We start from the raw sequence: 16246 nt of genomic DNA, 5'->3' as shown, positions 1-16246 counted from the left end.
CGGGTCCTTGCTCGTCAGGTACGAATGAGGTAGCGCTGGAGCGCTTCTGCGGAACTGGCTGAGGGTTTCCAGGCGGTCGTGGTGCGAAGTAGCCGGGAGTCGAGTAGCGGATCACCGCGTGTCACCCAATGCCCGGAGAACGGTGAAAGGTGAAGCCGGAAAGCCAGATCGGCACCCGGTTTCAACAGGCGTACCGGACCGCCGATCAGACGTGCGCCGTTCATCGAAGCGATCTCCTTGACGCTGGTGTGATCTGTCGGGGCGATGTTGTAGATGCCGGCCAGGCCCTCGGTGAGGATCGTGGCGTAGGCATCGACAAGGTCGGTGTCCCAGAGGAATTGGTAGAACGAGCGGGCCGGCTCCGGGTAGACGACCGTTTTGGCCAGGAACGCTTGCAGGCCCGAGTTGTCGAAGTGCTCGCCGACGATGTAACACGGCCGCGCCACCGCCAGTTTCGTGCCGCCCTCGCCAGAGTGTGTCCAGTACCAGTTGGCCAGGTGTTCCAGCAGTGCCTTGTGATAGAAGTAGTAGTGGTCGGGGTTCTGATCCCCGGCGGGATAGCTGTTCTCCGGCAACTGTTTTCCCGTACCGCAGGCCGCGACGCCGAGGGCGTTCGCGCTCGAGGTGAGAATCAGGTGGCCGATGCCCACCCGGTTGGCTTCGGCGAGGAGGGTTCGCGTTGCCACCACGTTGACCTGATAGGCCCGGCGTTTGTCCCTGGGTTCCTCCACGCAGTAGGCCAGGTGGATCAGCGCGTCGTACCCGGCGACCGTGTCGAGGTCGACATGGTTGCTCAAGTCGAGGAAGGCTTCGCGCACCTTGGGGTGCGCCACCTCGACCGGCCGGCGGCCGAGGACGGTGACTTCCTTGATGTCGTCGTTCTCGACGGCCCACGTGAGCATGGACCGTCCGAAATCTCCTGTCCCGCCCGTGATGGCGAGGCGGAGGCCTCCGCTCATACGGCCGCCAAGGCCCAGGACAATTCCGCGGTGAGCACGTCGGCGCAACGACGGACATCGTCTTCGCTCAGTTCCGAGGTCATGCAGACCCGCAGTATCGGTTCGCCCATGGGCACCGCCGGATAGATCGCCGGTGTGACGAACACGCCCGCGTCCCGAAGCTGGTTCCAGCTCAATGCGGTCCGCATCTCGTCGGACAGCCGGATGGGGATGATCGGGGACCAGTCGGGGCTGAGTGCGTCGGGTCGCTGGAGTGTGACGTCCAGGGGCGCAAGGAGGTCGCGCATGAGCCGCGAGTTGCGTTCCAGGCGACGCCGGCGCCGGTTGCCTTCGTCGCTTCGGATGATGTCGATCGCCGTCGCGGCCGCGGCCATCGCGGCCGGAGTCGCGGAGGTGCTGAACCAGAATGAACGTGCACTCAGCCGGATCTCGTCGATGAAGTCGCGTGACGCCGCGATGAATCCGCCGAGGCCACCGATCGCTTTCGACAACGACCCCATCAGGATGTCGACGTCCTTGGCGACGTCGTTGCGTTGCGTCAAACCGCCCCCGGTCGGTCCGAACACGCCGATGCCGTGCGCTTCATCGACCATGAGCAGCGCCCCGGCGTCCTTGCAGACGTCGATGATCTGCTCCAGGGGGGCGGTCGAGCCTTCCATCGAATAGAGCGAGTCCACGATGACCAGCATGCGGCGATATCGGGTACCGGCATGGCTGCGCAGGGTCGCGGCCAGGGACTCGGCGTCGTTGTGCTCGAACTTGGCTTCGACGGCCCGGCTCAGCCGTACTCCGTCGCGGATCGACGCGTGGGCCAGGGAGTCCACGACCGCCAGGCAGTCGTCGCCGAGCAGCGCCTGGATGGTGCCGACGTTGGTCTGGTAACCCGTGGTGAAGACGAGGGCTTCCTCATGGCCCAGCCACGCCGCGATCTGCTGTTCCAGCGCGACATGCAGTCGGTATGTGCCGTTGAGCAGACGGCTGCCGGTGGTGCCGGTGCCGAATTCGTTCGTCGCCTCGACCGCTGCGGCGACCACGTCCGGATGTGTCGACAAGCCGATATAGGAGTTGGAGCCGAGCAACACGCATTGCCGCCCCCGGATCCCGACGCGCGGCGTGTCGACGGAGTCGATTTGCTGGAAGAACGGGAGCTGGCCGGTCGAGGCAAAGTGGCGCACCAGCTCGATTCGCTGCCCCACATCCTTCGCAATATCCCCCGTTTCTGCGAATTCCTGCAGGTCGTGATCCATGATTCCCCTCCAACGATCGGCTATGGACACTGACGAGCGTTCACCGAACTCACGTCACCGAAGTAATTCGGGTTCAACGCCGCCGCGGATTGCTCGGAACTCGGAGAATCTCGATCTGAGGCGGGGTGTGCGTACGAGGACGCACAGATGCGCACGCGTCTCGGCGGCGGCTCTGCCACGCTGAGCCGGTGGACCTGATGTGGAGCGTCGTGGCGTTGACGGTCGCGACGTTTACCGTGCTGCTCGCGGTGCGCCGGGTCGTCATGGTGGTGAGCGGGCTGGTGTTCGCCCGCTACGTCGCCGTCGGCGGCCTGGCGGCGTTCTCCGTCGACCGCGACGGCGATGTCTGCCGCGTCCGGTTCGAGGTGGGCGGGCCCGGCGTCTTCCACAACGTGACGATGCAACTGTTCGGTGGTGACGGACCCGACCCGCCCGCGGTGCGGCACACCATGGCCGCGGGGGACCGCCCGATCGAATGGACTGTCCACGCCGGGGACGCGGCGTGGGTGCTGGTGACGTGGGTCCGGCCATATCTGCAGGGCGTCGAATCCGAGGCGCTGGCGCATGTGGTGCAGAGCGGCCGGCTCTACGAGTGGCGGTGGTACTCGGAGACGACCCGCTATGTGCGCACGGTGATCCGGTTCGTCGGCCGCCGCTGGTCGCTGCCCGGCGCCGACCTGGCGCTGTACGGGCGGTGGCGTCGGACCTCGTCGAACTCGGCGGAGGATCTGGTGGGACCCGATGACACCCCGCCGCCTCACGCCGGCGTGTAGACCACGATCTGGAACTCCGGCTGATCCGACGGCCGCAGCTGGTGGTGCTCGTAGGTGACGGCGCCGAATTCAGGGTGATGGAAGATCCGTTCGCGCGATTCGAAGCCGCGGATATCGTGGCGTTCCCAGCCGGCGCGGAACTCGGGGCTGGCCTCCGATAGTCGCGCCACCAGGTCCAGCAGGGCGGGATCGCCCAAGCGCGAACCGATTTCGGCACGGAACTCGGCGAGGAACCGCGAACTCGTCACGTGCCAGTCGTCGAGCAGATCTCGCACCGCGGGGTCGGTGAACACCACCCACAGCAGATTTCGCTCGGTCGGCGCGGTGGTCGCCACGTTGGGGTAGAGGCGTTGGTAGGCGGCGTTCCAGCCGGCGATGCCCCACTCCGGGGTCAGGGCATAGGCGGGGTTGTCCCCGATCGCGTCGAGGAAGCGCTGCAGGTGCGGCGGCACCGTCGACACCTCATCGGCCGAGGCCGCGGGTAGCGGAGCGAACCCGGCCAGTCCCAGCACGTAGCGGTGTTCGGGAACACCGAGGCGCAGCGTGCGGCTGACGGCGTCGAGCACCTGGCGGGACGGATTGATATCGCGGCCCTGCTCCAGCCAGGTGTACCAGGTGACGCTCACCCCGGACAGATAGGAGACTTCCTCGCGGCGAAGCCCCACCGTGCGACCGCGCCCGGCGGGCGGCAGACCGAAGTCCGTGCGGACCAGACGTTCCCGGCTGGCGCGCAGGAAGGCGCCGAGTTCGGCGCGGCGGTCCTCATCGGTGGGCATCTGTCAAGACTAGTACTGTCACTACTAGTAGTGACGGCGTCTTCCCAGGTGAGGGTCCCCGCCCGACAGTAGAAGCATGATCCCGCTGCGTTCCCGCACCGTCACCCACGGCCGCAACATGGCCGGTGCCCGGGCCCTGCTGCGCGCCGCCGGCGTCGCCCGCGAAGACTTCGGCAAGCCCATCGTGGCCGTGGCCAACAGCTTCACCGAGTTCGTGCCAGGGCACACCCACCTGCAGCCGGTCGGACGGATCGTGTCCGACGCCATCCACCGGGCCGGTGGCATTGCGCGCGAGTTCAACACCATCGCCGTCGACGACGGTATCGCCATGGGGCATTCCGGCATGCTGTACTCGCTGCCCTCGCGTGACCTCATCGCCGACTCGGTGGAGTACATGGTGGAGGCGCACAAGGCCGACGCCCTGGTGTGTATCTCCAACTGCGACAAGATCACTCCCGGCATGCTGATGGCCGCCCTGCGGCTGAACATCCCGACGGTCTTCGTCTCCGGCGGCCCGATGGAGGGTGGCCGCGCCACCCTGGTGGACGGCCGTGTGCGCACCGGCCTGCACCTGATCGACCCGATGGCCGGCGCGGCCGACCCGAACGTCTCCGACGAGGACCTGGCCCGGCTCGAGGAGGCCGCCTGCCCGACGTGTGGGTCCTGCTCGGGCATGTTCACCGCCAACTCGATGAACTGCCTGGTCGAGGCCCTGGGGCTGGCGTTGCCGGGCAACGGGTCGGTGCTGGCCACCCACACCGCGCGACGCGCCCTCTACGAGCAGGCCGGCGCCGCCGTCCTGGACCTCACCACGCGGTACTACGGCCACGGTGATGTCTCGGTGCTGCCACGCGCCATCGCGTCGCGGTCGGCATTCGAGAACGCCATGGCGATGGACGTCGCGATGGGCGGATCCACCAACACCATCCTGCATCTGATGGCCGCGGCACATGAGGCGGAACTGGACTTCGTGCTCGGAGAGATCGACGAGATCTCCCGCCGCGTCCCGTGCCTGTGCAAGGTCGCCCCCAACGGGGCCTACCTGATGGAGGACGTGCACCGGGCCGGTGGCATCCCCGCGATTCTGGGCGAGCTGTACCGGGCCGGGCTTCTAGCCAAAGAGGTGCATGCGATCCACGCCACGAACCTCGACGAGTGGCTCGACGCCTGGGACATTCGCGGGCTCAATCCCTCCGCGGAAGCCGTCGAGCTGTTTCATGCCGCCCCGGGTGCACGCCGCAGCGCCACCGCGTTCTCCCAATCCGAGCGCTGGGAGAGCCTGGACACCGACGCCGCGCACGGCTGCATTCGCGATGTCGCGCATGCCTATTCGCCCGACGGCGGGTTAGCCGTACTCACCGGGAATCTTGCGCCCCATGGGAGTGTGGTCAAGACCGCCGGTGTCGACCCGAGCGTGCTGACCTTCGCGGGCCCTGCGGTGGTGGTGGAGTCGCAGGAGGAGGCCGTCGACGCCATCCTCGGCGGCCGGGTCGCCGCCGGCGATGTGGTGGTGGTCCGCTACGAGGGCCCGCGCGGCGGACCGGGCATGCAGGAAATGCTGTATCCCACTTCATTCTTGAAGGGCAAGGGGCTGGGCAAGGCGTGCGCGCTGATCACCGACGGCCGGTTCTCCGGTGGCACCTCGGGACTGTCGATCGGGCACGTGTCACCCGAAGCCGCGGCCGGCGGACCCATCGCTCTGGTGCGCGACGGCGACCGCATCGTCATCGACATCCCCTCGCGGGCGATCACCCTCGATGTCTCCGACGACGATCTCGACCGCCGCCGTGCCGAGCTCAACGGCGTGTACCGACCGCGAGACCGGGACCGGCCCGTCTCGGCGGCACTGCGGGCGTACGCGTTGTTGGCAACGTCGGCCGATCGGGGCGCGGTCCGGGAGATCCCGGCCGACGTCTGAGTGTTGCTTGCGCGCGTGTGTGCGGTTTCGTCGGCGACGCGCCGCGACGGGCCGTCCAAATCGCACAATTGCGTACGAGCGGTGCGTGGAGCGACCCGGGTAGGCTCGAGTCATCACCACTTCCGAACGTCTCGCGGTCCGCGACCCCCTCCGTATTGCTGTCCTGGCGCCGATCGCGTGGCGGACCCCGCCGCGGCACTACGGGCCGTGGGAGCAGTTCGCATCGCTGCTCACCGAGGGGCTGGTGGCCGCCGGCCATCACGTCACCCTGTTCGCGACCGCCGACTCGCTCACCTCTGCCGAGTTGCAGGCCACGACGCCCACCGGCTGGTCGGAGGACACCAGCATCGACGCCAAGGTCTCCGAGTGCCTGCACATCGCGTCGGTGTTCGAACGCGGCGGCGATTTCGACATCATCCACAACGGTTTCGACTTTCTGCCGCTGACCTACAGCGAACTGGTCGACACCCCCGTCGTCACCACCATTCACGGGTTCTCCTCGGAGAAGATCGTGCCCGTCTTCCAACGCTATGACGGCGCAGGTGCGTACGTGTCGATCAGTGACGCCGATCGCCATCCCGACCTGCACTACGCCGCCACCATTCACCACGGCATCGATATCGACCAGTTCGCGGTCCACCCGAGCCCGGGGGAGCACCTGTTGTTCTTCGGCCGGATCCATCCGGACAAAGGCACTGCACATGCCATCGAGGTCGCCCGCCGATGCGGGCGACGACTCGACATCGCCGGAATCATCCAGGACGAGGAGTACTTTCGCGATGCCGTCGCGCCGCACCTCGACGGCGACCAGGTGCGCTACCTCGGGGCCGTCGATGCCGACAGCCGCACCGAAGTGTTGGGCGGCGCGCATGCCCTGCTGCACCTGATCGACTTCGATGAGCCGTTCGGTTACAGCGTCGTCGAGTCCATGGCCTGCGGCACGCCGGTGATCGCCCATGCCAGGGGCTCGATGGGCGAACTGATCGAGCACGGCGTCACCGGTTACCTGGCGGCAGACATGGACGCCGCGGTGGCGGCGGTCGACGCGGCAGGAGGGCTGGACCGCGCCAAGATCGCCGAGTGCGCCGCGGCGCGCTTCTCGGTGTCGGCGATGGTCGACAATTACGTCGATGTCTACCGCGACGTCCTCGGCGCCCGGGCGTGAACGCGGCGTGGTGGAAAACCGCTGTCGTCTACCAGATTTACCCCCGCAGCTTCGCCGACTCCAACGGCGACGGGATCGGTGATCTGGGCGGGATCATCGAGCGGCTGGACCATCTGCACGATCTCGGCGTCGACGTCATCTGGTTGTCCCCGATCTACCGCTCACCCCAGACCGACAACGGATATGACGTCAGTGACTATCGCGATATCGATCCGCTGTTCGGGACGCTCGCCGACTTCGACGGGCTGATCGCCAAGGTGCACGCCCTGGGGATGAAACTGGTGATGGACCTGGTGGTCAACCACACCTCCGATGAGCACCCGTGGTTCGTCGATTCGCGATCGGCACGCGGAAACCCCAAGCGGGACTGGTATATCTGGCGAGATGCCCGCGGTGGCGCGGTGCCGAACAACTGGCAGTCGTTCTTCTCCGGGTCGGCCTGGCAGTGGGACGAATTCACCGGCCAGTACTACCTGCACCTGTTCGCCCGTAAACAGCCAGACCTCAATTGGGCGAACCCCGATGTGCGAAAAGCCGTGCGGGACATGATGGTGTGGTGGCTGGACCGCGGGGTCGACGGATTCCGGATGGACGTCATCAACTTCATCTCCAAAGCCGACGGGCTGCCCGACACCATCTCGCCGCAGCAGCGCTTCGTCGTCGGAGACGCCGTACACACCTACCTCGCCGAGCTCGCCGATACCGTGTTCGATGGCCGCGCCGGGGAATTCCTCACCATCGGTGAGATGCCCGGTGTGACAACCGAAGAGGCACGGCTCTACACCGATCCGGCGCGCGGTGAGCTGGATATGGTGTTCCAGTTCGAGCATATGTCGGTCGACCAGCGCCCGGGGAACAAGTTCGACGATATCGGTCTTGACCTGGTCGCTCTGAAGACCGCGTTGCACCGGTGGCAGTCAGCACTGGCGGATGTCGGGTGGAACAGTCTGTACTGGAACAACCATGACCAGCCGCGTGTGGTGAGCCGGTTCGGCGATGACCACCCGGACCACTGGGCCGCCTCGGCCAAGGCGCTGGCCACCGTGCTGCACGGGATGCGGGGTACCCCGTTCGTCTACCAGGGTGAAGAGATCGGAATGACCAACTACCCGTTCCGTTTTCCGGAGGAGTACGCCGATATCGAATCGGTGAACTACTTCCGCAGCGTCCTCGATCAAGGCTGGGATCCGGGAGCCGCGCTGGCCGGACTGGCGAAGATGAGCCGCGACAACGCCCGCACCCCCATGCAATGGGATGCCGGACCCCACGCCGGATTCAGCTCCGAAACAGCGTGGCTGCCGGTCAATCCCAACCACAGCTGGCTCAATGTCGCAGCGCAGAGCGCGGCGGCGGATTCGGTACTCGCGCACTATCGCGCCCTCATCCGGCTTCGGCACGAGCTGCCCGTCCTGGTGGACGGCAATTTCACGCCCGTGATGGCCGATGACCTGCAGATCTGGGCCTATACCAGGGCGACTGCGCAGGAAAAGCTGCTGGTGATCGCGAACTGTGGCCGCGCTACGCGCACGGTGGAAATCGGGCTCGAATGGATGTCGGCTGAGTTGGTGCTCGGCAACGTGTCCGGTACTCCGGCCGCGCTGACATCGACCTCACTCGCTCTGTCGGGTTGGGATGCCCGGATCTACTGCCTCGGCTCCTGATCGGCGGATGGTCGGCGTTCGGCGTACAGTGAAGGAATCAAAGGTGTTCGGCGGGGTGAACTCCCTGATGTACTGAGACCTGCGTCTGCCACGAGTCAGATTCACCCGTTCCGACGAAACGGGTAATTCACATGTGTGGCAGGGGTATCTCGTGACGTACTGCATCGGCGTGATGCTGAACGACGGACTCATCTTCGCCTCTGATTCCCGCACGAATGCCGGCGTGGACAACGTCGCCAAGTTCTGCAAGATGACGGTGTTCGAGATTCCCGGCAATCGGGTTATCGTGCTGCTCAGTTCGGGGAATCTGGCCGGCACCCAGGCCATCGTCAGCGTGCTGACCCAGCGGTGCGCCGATGGCGCGGCCACCACCAATCTGCTCGGCGCCACAACGATGTTCGACGTCGCTCGGCTGGTCTCGGATGCGATGCGCGAGACGGAGGAACGCGATGCGAAATACTTGAACGGCAACGCGGTCGGATTCAATGCGTCGTTCATCGTCGGCGGGCAGCTGGCCGGTGAACCGATGAGGCTGTTCCGCATCTACGCGGAGGGCAACTTCATCGAAGCCGGAACGGACACGCTGTTTCTGCAAACGGGGGAGACGAAGTACGGCAAGCCGATCCTCGACCGTGTCCTCGCGCCGGACACGTCGCTTGCCGATGCCACGAAATGTGTGCTCGTTTCCTTTGATTCGACCATGCGCAGCAACTTGTCGGTGGGTATGCCGATCGACTTCCTCAGTTACGAACGCGACAGCCTGGTGGTGCGGCGGCGGCGATTCGACGACGAGGACCCGTACTTCACCGCGGTCGGGGAGGCGTGGAGCGAAGGTACCCGCGCGGTGTTCAGCAGGCTGCCCGAACTTCATTGGTGATGGGCAGAAGCCCTGCGCGAAAACTAGCTTGAGAGATCGCGAGACAATATGAAAATCAACGTCGGCTTCGAGATGATCTTCGAATGCCCCAAACCCACCCCGATGATCTTCAACCTCAACGTTCATTACACCCGGGTGTCGGATCTCCTCGGTCGCGACGCACTGATGGTCGACCCGCCGGTGCCGATGAAGGCCTACCGCGACGACTTCGGCAACTGGTGCACCCGCATCGTCGCGCCGACAGGACGCAGCCGGGTCAGCGCCGACGCGACCGTCACCGACAGCGGGCTGCCCGACGCACTGGTTCCCGGGGCACGCCAGACAGCCGTAGAGGACCTACCCGACGACACGCTGATCTTCCTGCTCGGCAGCCGGTACTGCGATACCGATCGGTTGTCCCAGACCGCATGGGACCTCTTCGGGCAGACACCCACCGGCTGGGACCGCGTGCAGGCGATCTGTGACTACGTGCACCGCCACATCGCCTTCGACTATGAGCAGGCGGACAACACGCGGACGGCGCTGGAGGCGTTCACCGGACGGGTCGGGGTGTGTCGGGACTTCACCCATCTGGCCGTCGCCTTCTGCCGGTGCATGAACATTCCGGCGCGGTACTGCACCGGCTATCTGGGCGATATCGGAATGCCCCCGCCGTATGGTCCGATGGACTTCGCGGCCTGGTTCGAGGTGTTCCTCGACGGGCAATGGCACACCTTCGACGCACGCAACAACGTGCCGCGTATCGGCCGAGTGCTGATCGCCCGTGGACGCGATGCCGCCGATGTCGCGCTCAGCAACGCGTTCGGGGCCAATACCTTGACGGGTTTTCGGGTGTGGACCGACGAGGTCGGCTGAGCCACGTGCCGGCCATCAGACCTGAATCTGCCCGCCGTCGACGGCCAGCTCAGCGCCGGTCATGAAGCTGCTCTGGTCCGAGGCCAGGAACAGTACGGCTGCGGCAATCTCCTCCGGCTTGCCGACCCGCTTGAGCGGCAGGCTGGCCGCCATACCGTCGAGCAACTCCTGCTGTTGATCGGCCGGCGCCAAACCGGTGAGCCCGGGGGTTTCGATCGGTCCGGGCACGATGGTGTTCACCCGGATCTTGCGGTCGGCCAGCTCGGCGGCCCAGGTGCGGCCCAGCGAGCGGATGGCGGCCTTGGACGCGGCGTAGAGCCCGAACGCCGGCATACCTTCGGAGGCGGCGGTGGAGCCGGCCAGGATGATGGAGGCGCCGTCGTTGAGCAGCGGCAGCGTCTTCTGCACGGTGAAGACCGTGCCGGCGACGTTGCGGTCGAAGTTGTCCCGGTAGTGCTGAGGCGTCACGTCGGCGAGGGTGGCGAAGTCGCCGCCGCCGGCATTGGCGAAGACGATGTCCAGGCCCGTGCCGTGCGTGGCGATCTCGGCGGCCAGGCTGTCGAGATCGTCGGGCTTGCTGATATCGCTCTGCACACCGTGGGCGCCGATCGACGCGGCCGCCGCGTCGAGGCGGGTGCGGTCGCGGCCGGTGATGAAGACGTAGGCGCCTTCATCGGCGAGCCGCTTGGCGGTGGCCAGGCCGATGCCTGAGGTTCCACCGGTGACCAGTGCTGTCTTGCTGTCGAGCTGTCCCATGATCGGGCTCCGTCCTTGTGTGGTTCGTGCGGTTCGCCCGCTACAATATAGGTGATACATCACCTATTCCGGTGTGAGTACCGTCCACAGTCTGGCGATGCGGTCATCGATGATCTCGGCCACGTCGAAACCCGATGCCACGGCAGTGTGGTCCGGGGTGCGCACCTCCCAGGCCAGGAATCCCAGGCCGCGGGTCCCGCGGACCGGCCCGGCCTTCACGAAATGCAGACCGGGAAGCTTTTCCTGCAGCTCAGTGACCTTGGCATTGAGTTCGTCGTGGCCGGTGGCGATGCCCTCGTCATCGATCCACTGCACGTCAGGCGCGTATGTCGTCGCGATCGCCGCGGCGCGGCGCTGCGGGTCGCGTTCATCGAACACGGCCAGCAGATTGGCTTCCATCAGTCGGGTGATGATCTCGGTCATAACGCTCCTTTAGGTGATTAATCACCTAAATACTAGCCCGGCGCCGGCGGGAGCGAGCTGTTGTGATTGAGGTTGACGTGAATGTGCTCCAGCGCCGCGGTGAACGGGGCGAGCAGGTTGTCGGGCAGGGGATCGAAGAACAGCCGTCGCACCAGGTCGACGTGCCGGGGCGCGGCTTCCTTGATGGCCTGGCGTCCGTTCGGGGTGAGCACGACATTGGTGATGCGGCCGTCGGCGGCGCTGGGCCGGCGTTCGGTCAGGCCGCGTTCTTCCATGCGGCGCAGCTGATGTGACAGTCGGCTGCGTTCCCAGCCGATCTGCGCGGCAAGATCACTGACCCGCATGCCCTCGTCTTTCGCGCCGCTCAGCGCCACCAGCACGTCGTAGTCGGCCAGGGATAGATTCGAGTCGGCTTGCAGCTGGCGGTTCATCTCGTAGCTCATCCGCAGTTGCACGCGCATATAGGCCACCCAGGCGCGTTGCTGCTTGGGCGTCAGCCATTCCTGCTTAGGTGATGTGTCCCGCTTCTTCGGCACCTCATGAGTATGACCCGATATTGCGCCCGAGTCTGGGAAGTCCAGTTGACACGCGATGCTTTGACGGACTAGGTATATTACGCGTGACTGCGCAGATGTAATGCCGACGAGCTCCCCACGGGCCGGGGCCTGATCGGAGTATCGATGACTGCTAGCACCACTGAACAGCGATCCAAGATCGCCCACCTCATCCGGGTGCTCTCCGTGCCGATCCTGATCGGCTGGATTCTGCTCAACGTCGCCACCAGCGTTCTCGTGCCGCAGCTGGAGGAGGTCGGGGAGGCCCACACGGTCGGGCTCAGCTCCAAAGACGCGCCAGCCATGATCTCGATGAAGCGCATCGGCTCGAACTTCCAGGAGTTCTCCTCCGACAGCAACGCCATGATCGTGCTGGAAAGCGACCAGCCGCTGGAGGCCGACGCCCACCACTATTACGACGAGCTGATCGCGAAGTTCCGGGCAGATCCCGCGCATGTCGAGCATGTGGCCGACTTCTGGGGCGATCCGCTGACCGCGGCGGGTGCCCAGAGCGAGGACGGCAAGGCCGCCTACGTCCAGCTGTATCTGAAGGGCAACCAGGGCGAGACGCGGGCCAACGATTCGGTGGCCGCGGTGCGTGACATCATCGCGAAGAATCCGCCGCCGCCCGGCCTGCAGGTCTTCGTCACCGGTGGCGCGCCGCTGATCTCCGACCAGCACCACGCCGGCGACAAGAGCATCGCCCTGGTCACCGCGATCACCCTCGGCGTCATCGCCCTCATGCTGCTGATCGTCTACCGCTCCCTGGTCACGATGCTGCTGATCATGGTGATGGTGTTCATGGAGTTGGGCGCCGCGCGCGGGGTGGTCGCGTTCCTGGCCAACACCAACATCATCGGGCTGTCGACGTTCGCGGTGAACCTGTTGACGCTGCTGGTGATCGCCGCGGGCACCGACTACGCGATCTTCGCCATCGGGCGATACCAGGAGGCCCGCGGCGCCGGCGAAGATAAAGAGACCGCGTATTACACGATGTTCCACGGCACCGGGCATGTGGTGCTGGGTTCGGGGATGACGATCGCCGGCGCCATGCTGTGCCTGTCGTTCACCAAGCTGCCGTACTTCCAGACCATGGGCGTGCCCTGCGCTATCGGCACGTTCGTGGCCGTGATCGCGGCGTTGACGCTGGGCCCGGCGATCATCACCATCGGCAGCCGCTTCGGCCGCTTCGAACCCAAGCGGGCCATCCGCTCCCGCGGTTGGCGCCGGGTGGGCATCACCGTGGTCCGCTGGCCCGGCCCGGTTCTGGTGGCCACGTTGGCGCTGGCGCTCATCGGCCTGGTGACGCTGCCTGGATACAAGACCAACTACGACGCGCGCAAGTATCTGCCGACCGATATCGCCGCCAATGTCGGATATGCGGCGGCGGAACGGCATTTCAGCGCCGCCCGGATGAATCCCGACCTGCTGATGGTCGAAAGCGACCACGACCTGCGGAACTCGGCCGACTTCCTGGTGATCAACAAGATTGCCAAAGCCATTCTCGCGGTGCCCGGCATCGGCAAGGTGCAGACCATCACTCGGCCCAACGGCAAGCCGATCGAGCACACCACGATTCCGTTCATGCTCGGCCAGCAGGGCGCGACGCAGAAGATGAACGAGAAGTACCAGCAGGACAACTTCGCCCAGATGCTCAAACAGGCCGACGATATGCAGACCAACGTCGAGACCATGGAGAAGATGTCGTCGGTCACCGAGCAGATGGCGGAGACCATGCACTCGATGGTGCAGCGGACCACCGACATGACCATCGATATCGCCGAATTACGGGACCACATCGCCGATTTCGATGATTTTCTGCGGCCCCTGCGCAACTACCTGTACTGGGAACCGCACTGCTACGACATTCCGTCGTGTTGGTCGATCCGGTCGATCTTCGATGCCCTCGACGGTATCGACACCATGACCGACGACATCCAGAAGCTGCTGCCCGATTTGAAGCGCATGGACACCCTGATGCCGCAGATGGTGGCGCTCATGCCGGAGAACATCCGCGTGATGAAGAACATGCGCGACCAGATGCTGACCATGTACCAGACCCAGAAGGGTATTCAGGATCAGCAGTCGGCCGCGGGGGATCAGACCAACGCGATGGGGCAGGCGTTCGACGACGCGCTGAACGACGACACCTTCTATCTGCCGCCGGAAGCCTTCAACAACAAGGACTTCAAGCGCGGGATGAGTAACTTCATCTCACCGGACGGCAAGTCGGTGCGGTTCATCATCAGCCACGACGGCGATCCAGCCACCCCCGAAGGCATCTCGAACGTCGAGCCGGTCAAGCAGGCGGCCAGGGAGGCCATCAAGGGCACCCCGCTGGAGGGCTCGAAGATCTTCCTGTCCGGGACGGCCGCGACGTATAAGGACATGCACGACGGGGCCTACTACGACCTGCTGATCGCCGGAATCGCGGCAGCCTCACTGATTTTCATGATCATGCTGCTGATCACCCGGTCGCTGGTGGCGGCCGCGGTCATCGTGGGCACCGTGCTGCTGTCGCTCGGGGCATCGTTCGGTATGTCAGTGCTGTTGTGGCAGCACATCCTTGGCCTGGAACTGCACTGGATGGTGCTGCCGATGGCGGTGATCCTGCTGCTGGCGGTCGGATCGGACTACAACCTGCTGCTGGTATCGCGGTTCAAGGAAGAGCTGCAGGGAGGGCTCAAGACCGGGATCATCCGCGCGATGGCGGGAACCGGTTCGGTGGTCACCTCGGCGGGCCTGGTGTTCGCTGCGACCATGGCGTCGTTCGCGTTCAGCGATCTGAAGGTGATGGCCCAGGTAGGTACGACGATCGCGCTGGGCCTGCTGTTCGACACGCTGGTGGTGCGGTCATTCATGACACCCGCGGTGGCGGCGCTGCTGGGCAAGTGGTTCTGGTGGCCGCAGATCATCCGGCCGGAGCATTCGGACCGGAGGTTGGCGGCGGCGGGAGTGGAGCCCGTCGCGGCCCGGTGAACCCGCTGACGGCCGGGGCTTGCGCCCCGGCCGTCAGCGGGTGTCCTGGCTAGGGGCTGGAGCTGATGGTGACGTGCGGGGTGACCTGCGGGATCTGGTCCTCGGACAGGCCGATGCACGCGCCGCTGTCGGCGCCGGTGCACGGGATGCCGTCGATCTCGGGCATGTCCGGGTTGGCAGCCGTGGTGGTGAAGCCCGACGAATCCGGTGAGTTCGGCACCATGAACGGCGTGCACTGCGTGGTGAACTGGTCCTCTTCCTCACCACTGCTGCAGGCTGCCTGCGCGGTCGCGGGGTTGAGGATGACCAGCGCGGCCGGGGCACCGAGCGCGGCCAGGGCGAAGGCGGCGGCTAGCGCACGTTTGGTCAGGTCGGGCATGGAGCGGCTCCTCGTCTTTGATAGTCGTCAGGATTGTACGGCTGAGTCACAGAAGTCACACGGGGAACTGACGGGGTTAGTGGCGGGCGCATGATGGGGATATGAAGCTGCCCGTTGTCCTCGGTCTGGTCCTGACGTTGCTGATGTTGTTCCCCGGTGTGTCGTCGGCGTCGGTGGCCGCGACTTCCGGGGATGTGGTGACGATCGGGGATCCCGATGCTCTGGGCCAGATCGATCTCTATGTCGACCCGCTGTGCCCCTACAGCGGCAAGATGATCCGCTCACAGGGGGCCGAGATCGGTCGGCGCATCGAAGACGGCTCGCTGCGGGTGAATCTGCGATTCGTGAACTTCCTCGAGAAGTACTCCGCGAGCGGCACTTACGATGCCCGGGCGATCGGCGCGGTGTTCGTGGTGGCGGGGCAGTCCGGGACGAGTGATGTGACGTGGCGGTTTGTGCAGCAGATCTTTTCGGCTGAGCAGCAGCCGCACGAGGGTGGGCCGACGGATCTGTCGAATGACCAGCTTGCTGGGTTGGCTGCTTCGGTGGGGGCCCCGGCATCGGCCGTTGATCAGATTCGGGTTGGGGTGTTTTTGGGGTTCGACCCGCAGGCGATCGCGGCGTCGAACCTCGCGGTGCTGCACACCTTCCCGGAGCCCGGGGTGCCGACGGTCATTCTCGGCGGGGAGCCGTTGGATGGGGAGTCGGATTGGTTGGCGCGGTTGCCGGGGTGACGGGATGGGGCGCGTGGCGGTTTCAAGGTAGTGGCCGACCTGTGGCTCCTCGGAGGTGTTGAATTCGAGTGGGCTGCTCCTTCGAACCCCTCTGTTGCTCTCGGAGCCTATCCAACCTCGTCCTACTATCCCGTAAACGAGAGTCTTGAGCCCGTAGGCGTATTGCGCCTCCAATTGCGAGCCCGACTTT

The 16246-nt window shown here is 65.5% G+C and carries 15 protein-coding genes; 8 read left to right on the top strand and 7 right to left on the bottom strand.

The features are described 5' to 3' along the window. Positions 1-14: 14 nt before the first annotated feature. Both QN239_RS23665 and QN239_RS23660 read right to left on the bottom strand, forming a co-directional pair. Positions 15-959: an NAD-dependent epimerase/dehydratase family protein gene (locus QN239_RS23665; RefSeq protein WP_499014158.1), complete on the bottom strand. Its 945-nt coding sequence runs from the start codon at positions 957-959 to the stop codon at positions 15-17. Then, positions 956-2206: an aminotransferase class I/II-fold pyridoxal phosphate-dependent enzyme gene (locus QN239_RS23660; RefSeq protein ID WP_499014157.1), complete on the bottom strand. Its 1251-nt coding sequence runs from the start codon at positions 2204-2206 to the stop codon at positions 956-958. The genes QN239_RS23665 and QN239_RS23660 overlap by 4 nt, the downstream gene beginning before the upstream one ends. Positions 2207-2394: 188 nt before the next feature. Here QN239_RS23660 and QN239_RS23655 point away from each other — a divergent pair, with 188 nt between their 5' ends. Continuing rightward, on the top strand, positions 2395-2979 hold the full coding sequence (locus QN239_RS23655) for a hypothetical protein (protein ID WP_499014155.1): 585 nt from the start codon (positions 2395-2397) through the stop codon (positions 2977-2979). Here QN239_RS23655 and QN239_RS23650 read toward each other — a convergent pair. After that, the gene (locus QN239_RS23650) at positions 2964-3755 is read right to left on the bottom strand and encodes a helix-turn-helix transcriptional regulator (protein WP_499014153.1); all 792 of its coding nucleotides are present in this window, start codon (positions 3753-3755) and stop codon (positions 2964-2966) included. The genes QN239_RS23655 and QN239_RS23650 overlap by 16 nt on opposite strands. A 76-nt stretch (positions 3756-3831) precedes the next feature. Between QN239_RS23650 and ilvD the strand changes: the two genes are divergently transcribed. The 5 genes from ilvD (at position 3832) to QN239_RS23625 (ending at position 10231) form a co-directional block, all read left to right on the top strand. After that, entirely contained in the window at positions 3832-5673 is a 1842-nt protein-coding gene (gene ilvD / locus QN239_RS23645) for a dihydroxy-acid dehydratase (RefSeq protein ID WP_499014151.1), read from the top strand. A 244-nt stretch (positions 5674-5917) separates the two neighbouring features. After that, entirely contained in the window at positions 5918-6838 is a 921-nt protein-coding gene (locus QN239_RS23640; RefSeq protein ID WP_499014150.1) for a glycosyltransferase family 4 protein, read from the top strand. Then, positions 6835-8499 (top strand): glycoside hydrolase family 13 protein, encoded by a 1665-nt coding sequence (locus QN239_RS23635; protein ID WP_499014148.1) that lies wholly within the window; start codon positions 6835-6837, stop codon positions 8497-8499. The genes QN239_RS23640 and QN239_RS23635 overlap by 4 nt, the downstream gene beginning before the upstream one ends. Positions 8500-8650: 151 nt before the next feature. Then, positions 8651-9376 (top strand): proteasome-type protease, encoded by a 726-nt coding sequence (locus QN239_RS23630; protein ID WP_090356197.1) that lies wholly within the window; start codon positions 8651-8653, stop codon positions 9374-9376. Positions 9377-9424: 48 nt separating this feature from the next. Then, complete coding sequence (locus tag QN239_RS23625; protein WP_499014146.1) at positions 9425-10231, top strand: transglutaminase-like domain-containing protein; 807 nt, start codon at positions 9425-9427, stop codon at positions 10229-10231. A gap of 15 nt (positions 10232-10246) precedes the next feature. On the opposite strand, the gene QN239_RS23620 is transcribed toward QN239_RS23625, so the two are convergent. The 3 genes from QN239_RS23620 to QN239_RS23610 all read right to left on the bottom strand — a co-directional run bounded on the left by QN239_RS23620 (position 10247) and on the right by QN239_RS23610 (position 11871). Beyond that, positions 10247-10987: an SDR family NAD(P)-dependent oxidoreductase gene (locus QN239_RS23620; RefSeq protein WP_499014144.1), complete on the bottom strand. Its 741-nt coding sequence runs from the start codon at positions 10985-10987 to the stop codon at positions 10247-10249. Positions 10988-11050: 63 nt separating this feature from the next. After that, on the bottom strand, positions 11051-11410 hold the full coding sequence (locus tag QN239_RS23615) for a nuclear transport factor 2 family protein (RefSeq protein ID WP_499014142.1): 360 nt from the start codon (positions 11408-11410) through the stop codon (positions 11051-11053). 32 nt (positions 11411-11442) lie between these two features. Further along, positions 11443-11871: a MarR family winged helix-turn-helix transcriptional regulator gene (locus QN239_RS23610; RefSeq protein WP_499016945.1), complete on the bottom strand. Its 429-nt coding sequence runs from the start codon at positions 11869-11871 to the stop codon at positions 11443-11445. 219 nt (positions 11872-12090) lie between these two features. Between QN239_RS23610 and QN239_RS23605 the strand changes: the two genes are divergently transcribed. Beyond that, positions 12091-14943 (top strand): MMPL/RND family transporter, encoded by a 2853-nt coding sequence (locus QN239_RS23605; protein ID WP_499014141.1) that lies wholly within the window; start codon positions 12091-12093, stop codon positions 14941-14943. A gap of 49 nt (positions 14944-14992) precedes the next feature. Here QN239_RS23605 and QN239_RS23600 read toward each other — a convergent pair whose 3' ends face one another. Further along, a complete protein-coding gene (locus QN239_RS23600; protein ID WP_499014139.1) occupies positions 14993-15322 on the bottom strand; it encodes a hypothetical protein in 330 nt (109 codons plus the stop codon). 101 nt (positions 15323-15423) lie between these two features. On the opposite strand from QN239_RS23600, the gene QN239_RS23595 reads away from it, so the two are divergent. After that, positions 15424-16056, top strand: coding sequence for a DsbA family protein (locus QN239_RS23595; protein ID WP_499014137.1), 633 nt, complete (start codon positions 15424-15426; stop codon positions 16054-16056). Positions 16057-16246: the final 190 nt, after the last annotated feature.

Source organism: Mycolicibacterium sp. Y3, assembly GCF_051188035.1.
GTDB classification, from domain to species: Bacteria; Actinomycetota; Actinomycetes; order Mycobacteriales; family Mycobacteriaceae; genus Mycobacterium; species Mycobacterium fluoranthenivorans.
The sequence above is the reverse complement of the archived record's forward strand: the minus strand, read 5'-3'. Positions and strand labels throughout refer to the sequence as shown.

Excerpts from the sequence above, each read along its gene's own strand:
- QN239_RS23665 (WP_499014158.1), bottom strand. The coding sequence starts at position 959 with ATGAGCGGAGGCCTCCGCCTCGCCATCACGGGCGGGACAGGAGATTTC.
- QN239_RS23660 (WP_499014157.1), bottom strand. The coding sequence starts at position 2,206 with ATGGATCACGACCTGCAGGAATTCGCAGAAACGGGGGATATTGCGAAG.
- QN239_RS23650 (WP_499014153.1), bottom strand. The coding sequence starts at position 3,755 with ATGCCCACCGATGAGGACCGCCGCGCCGAACTCGGCGCCTTCCTGCGC.
- ilvD (WP_499014151.1), top strand. The coding sequence starts at position 3,832 with ATGATCCCGCTGCGTTCCCGCACCGTCACCCACGGCCGCAACATGGCC.
- QN239_RS23625 (WP_499014146.1), top strand. The coding sequence starts at position 9,425 with ATGAAAATCAACGTCGGCTTCGAGATGATCTTCGAATGCCCCAAACCC.
- QN239_RS23620 (WP_499014144.1), bottom strand. The coding sequence starts at position 10,987 with ATGGGACAGCTCGACAGCAAGACAGCACTGGTCACCGGTGGAACCTCA.
- QN239_RS23615 (WP_499014142.1), bottom strand. The coding sequence starts at position 11,410 with ATGACCGAGATCATCACCCGACTGATGGAAGCCAATCTGCTGGCCGTG.
- QN239_RS23610 (WP_499016945.1), bottom strand. The coding sequence starts at position 11,871 with ATGCGCGTGCAACTGCGGATGAGCTACGAGATGAACCGCCAGCTGCAA.
- QN239_RS23605 (WP_499014141.1), top strand. The coding sequence starts at position 12,091 with ATGACTGCTAGCACCACTGAACAGCGATCCAAGATCGCCCACCTCATC.
- QN239_RS23600 (WP_499014139.1), bottom strand. The coding sequence starts at position 15,322 with ATGCCCGACCTGACCAAACGTGCGCTAGCCGCCGCCTTCGCCCTGGCC.
- QN239_RS23595 (WP_499014137.1), top strand. The coding sequence starts at position 15,424 with ATGAAGCTGCCCGTTGTCCTCGGTCTGGTCCTGACGTTGCTGATGTTG.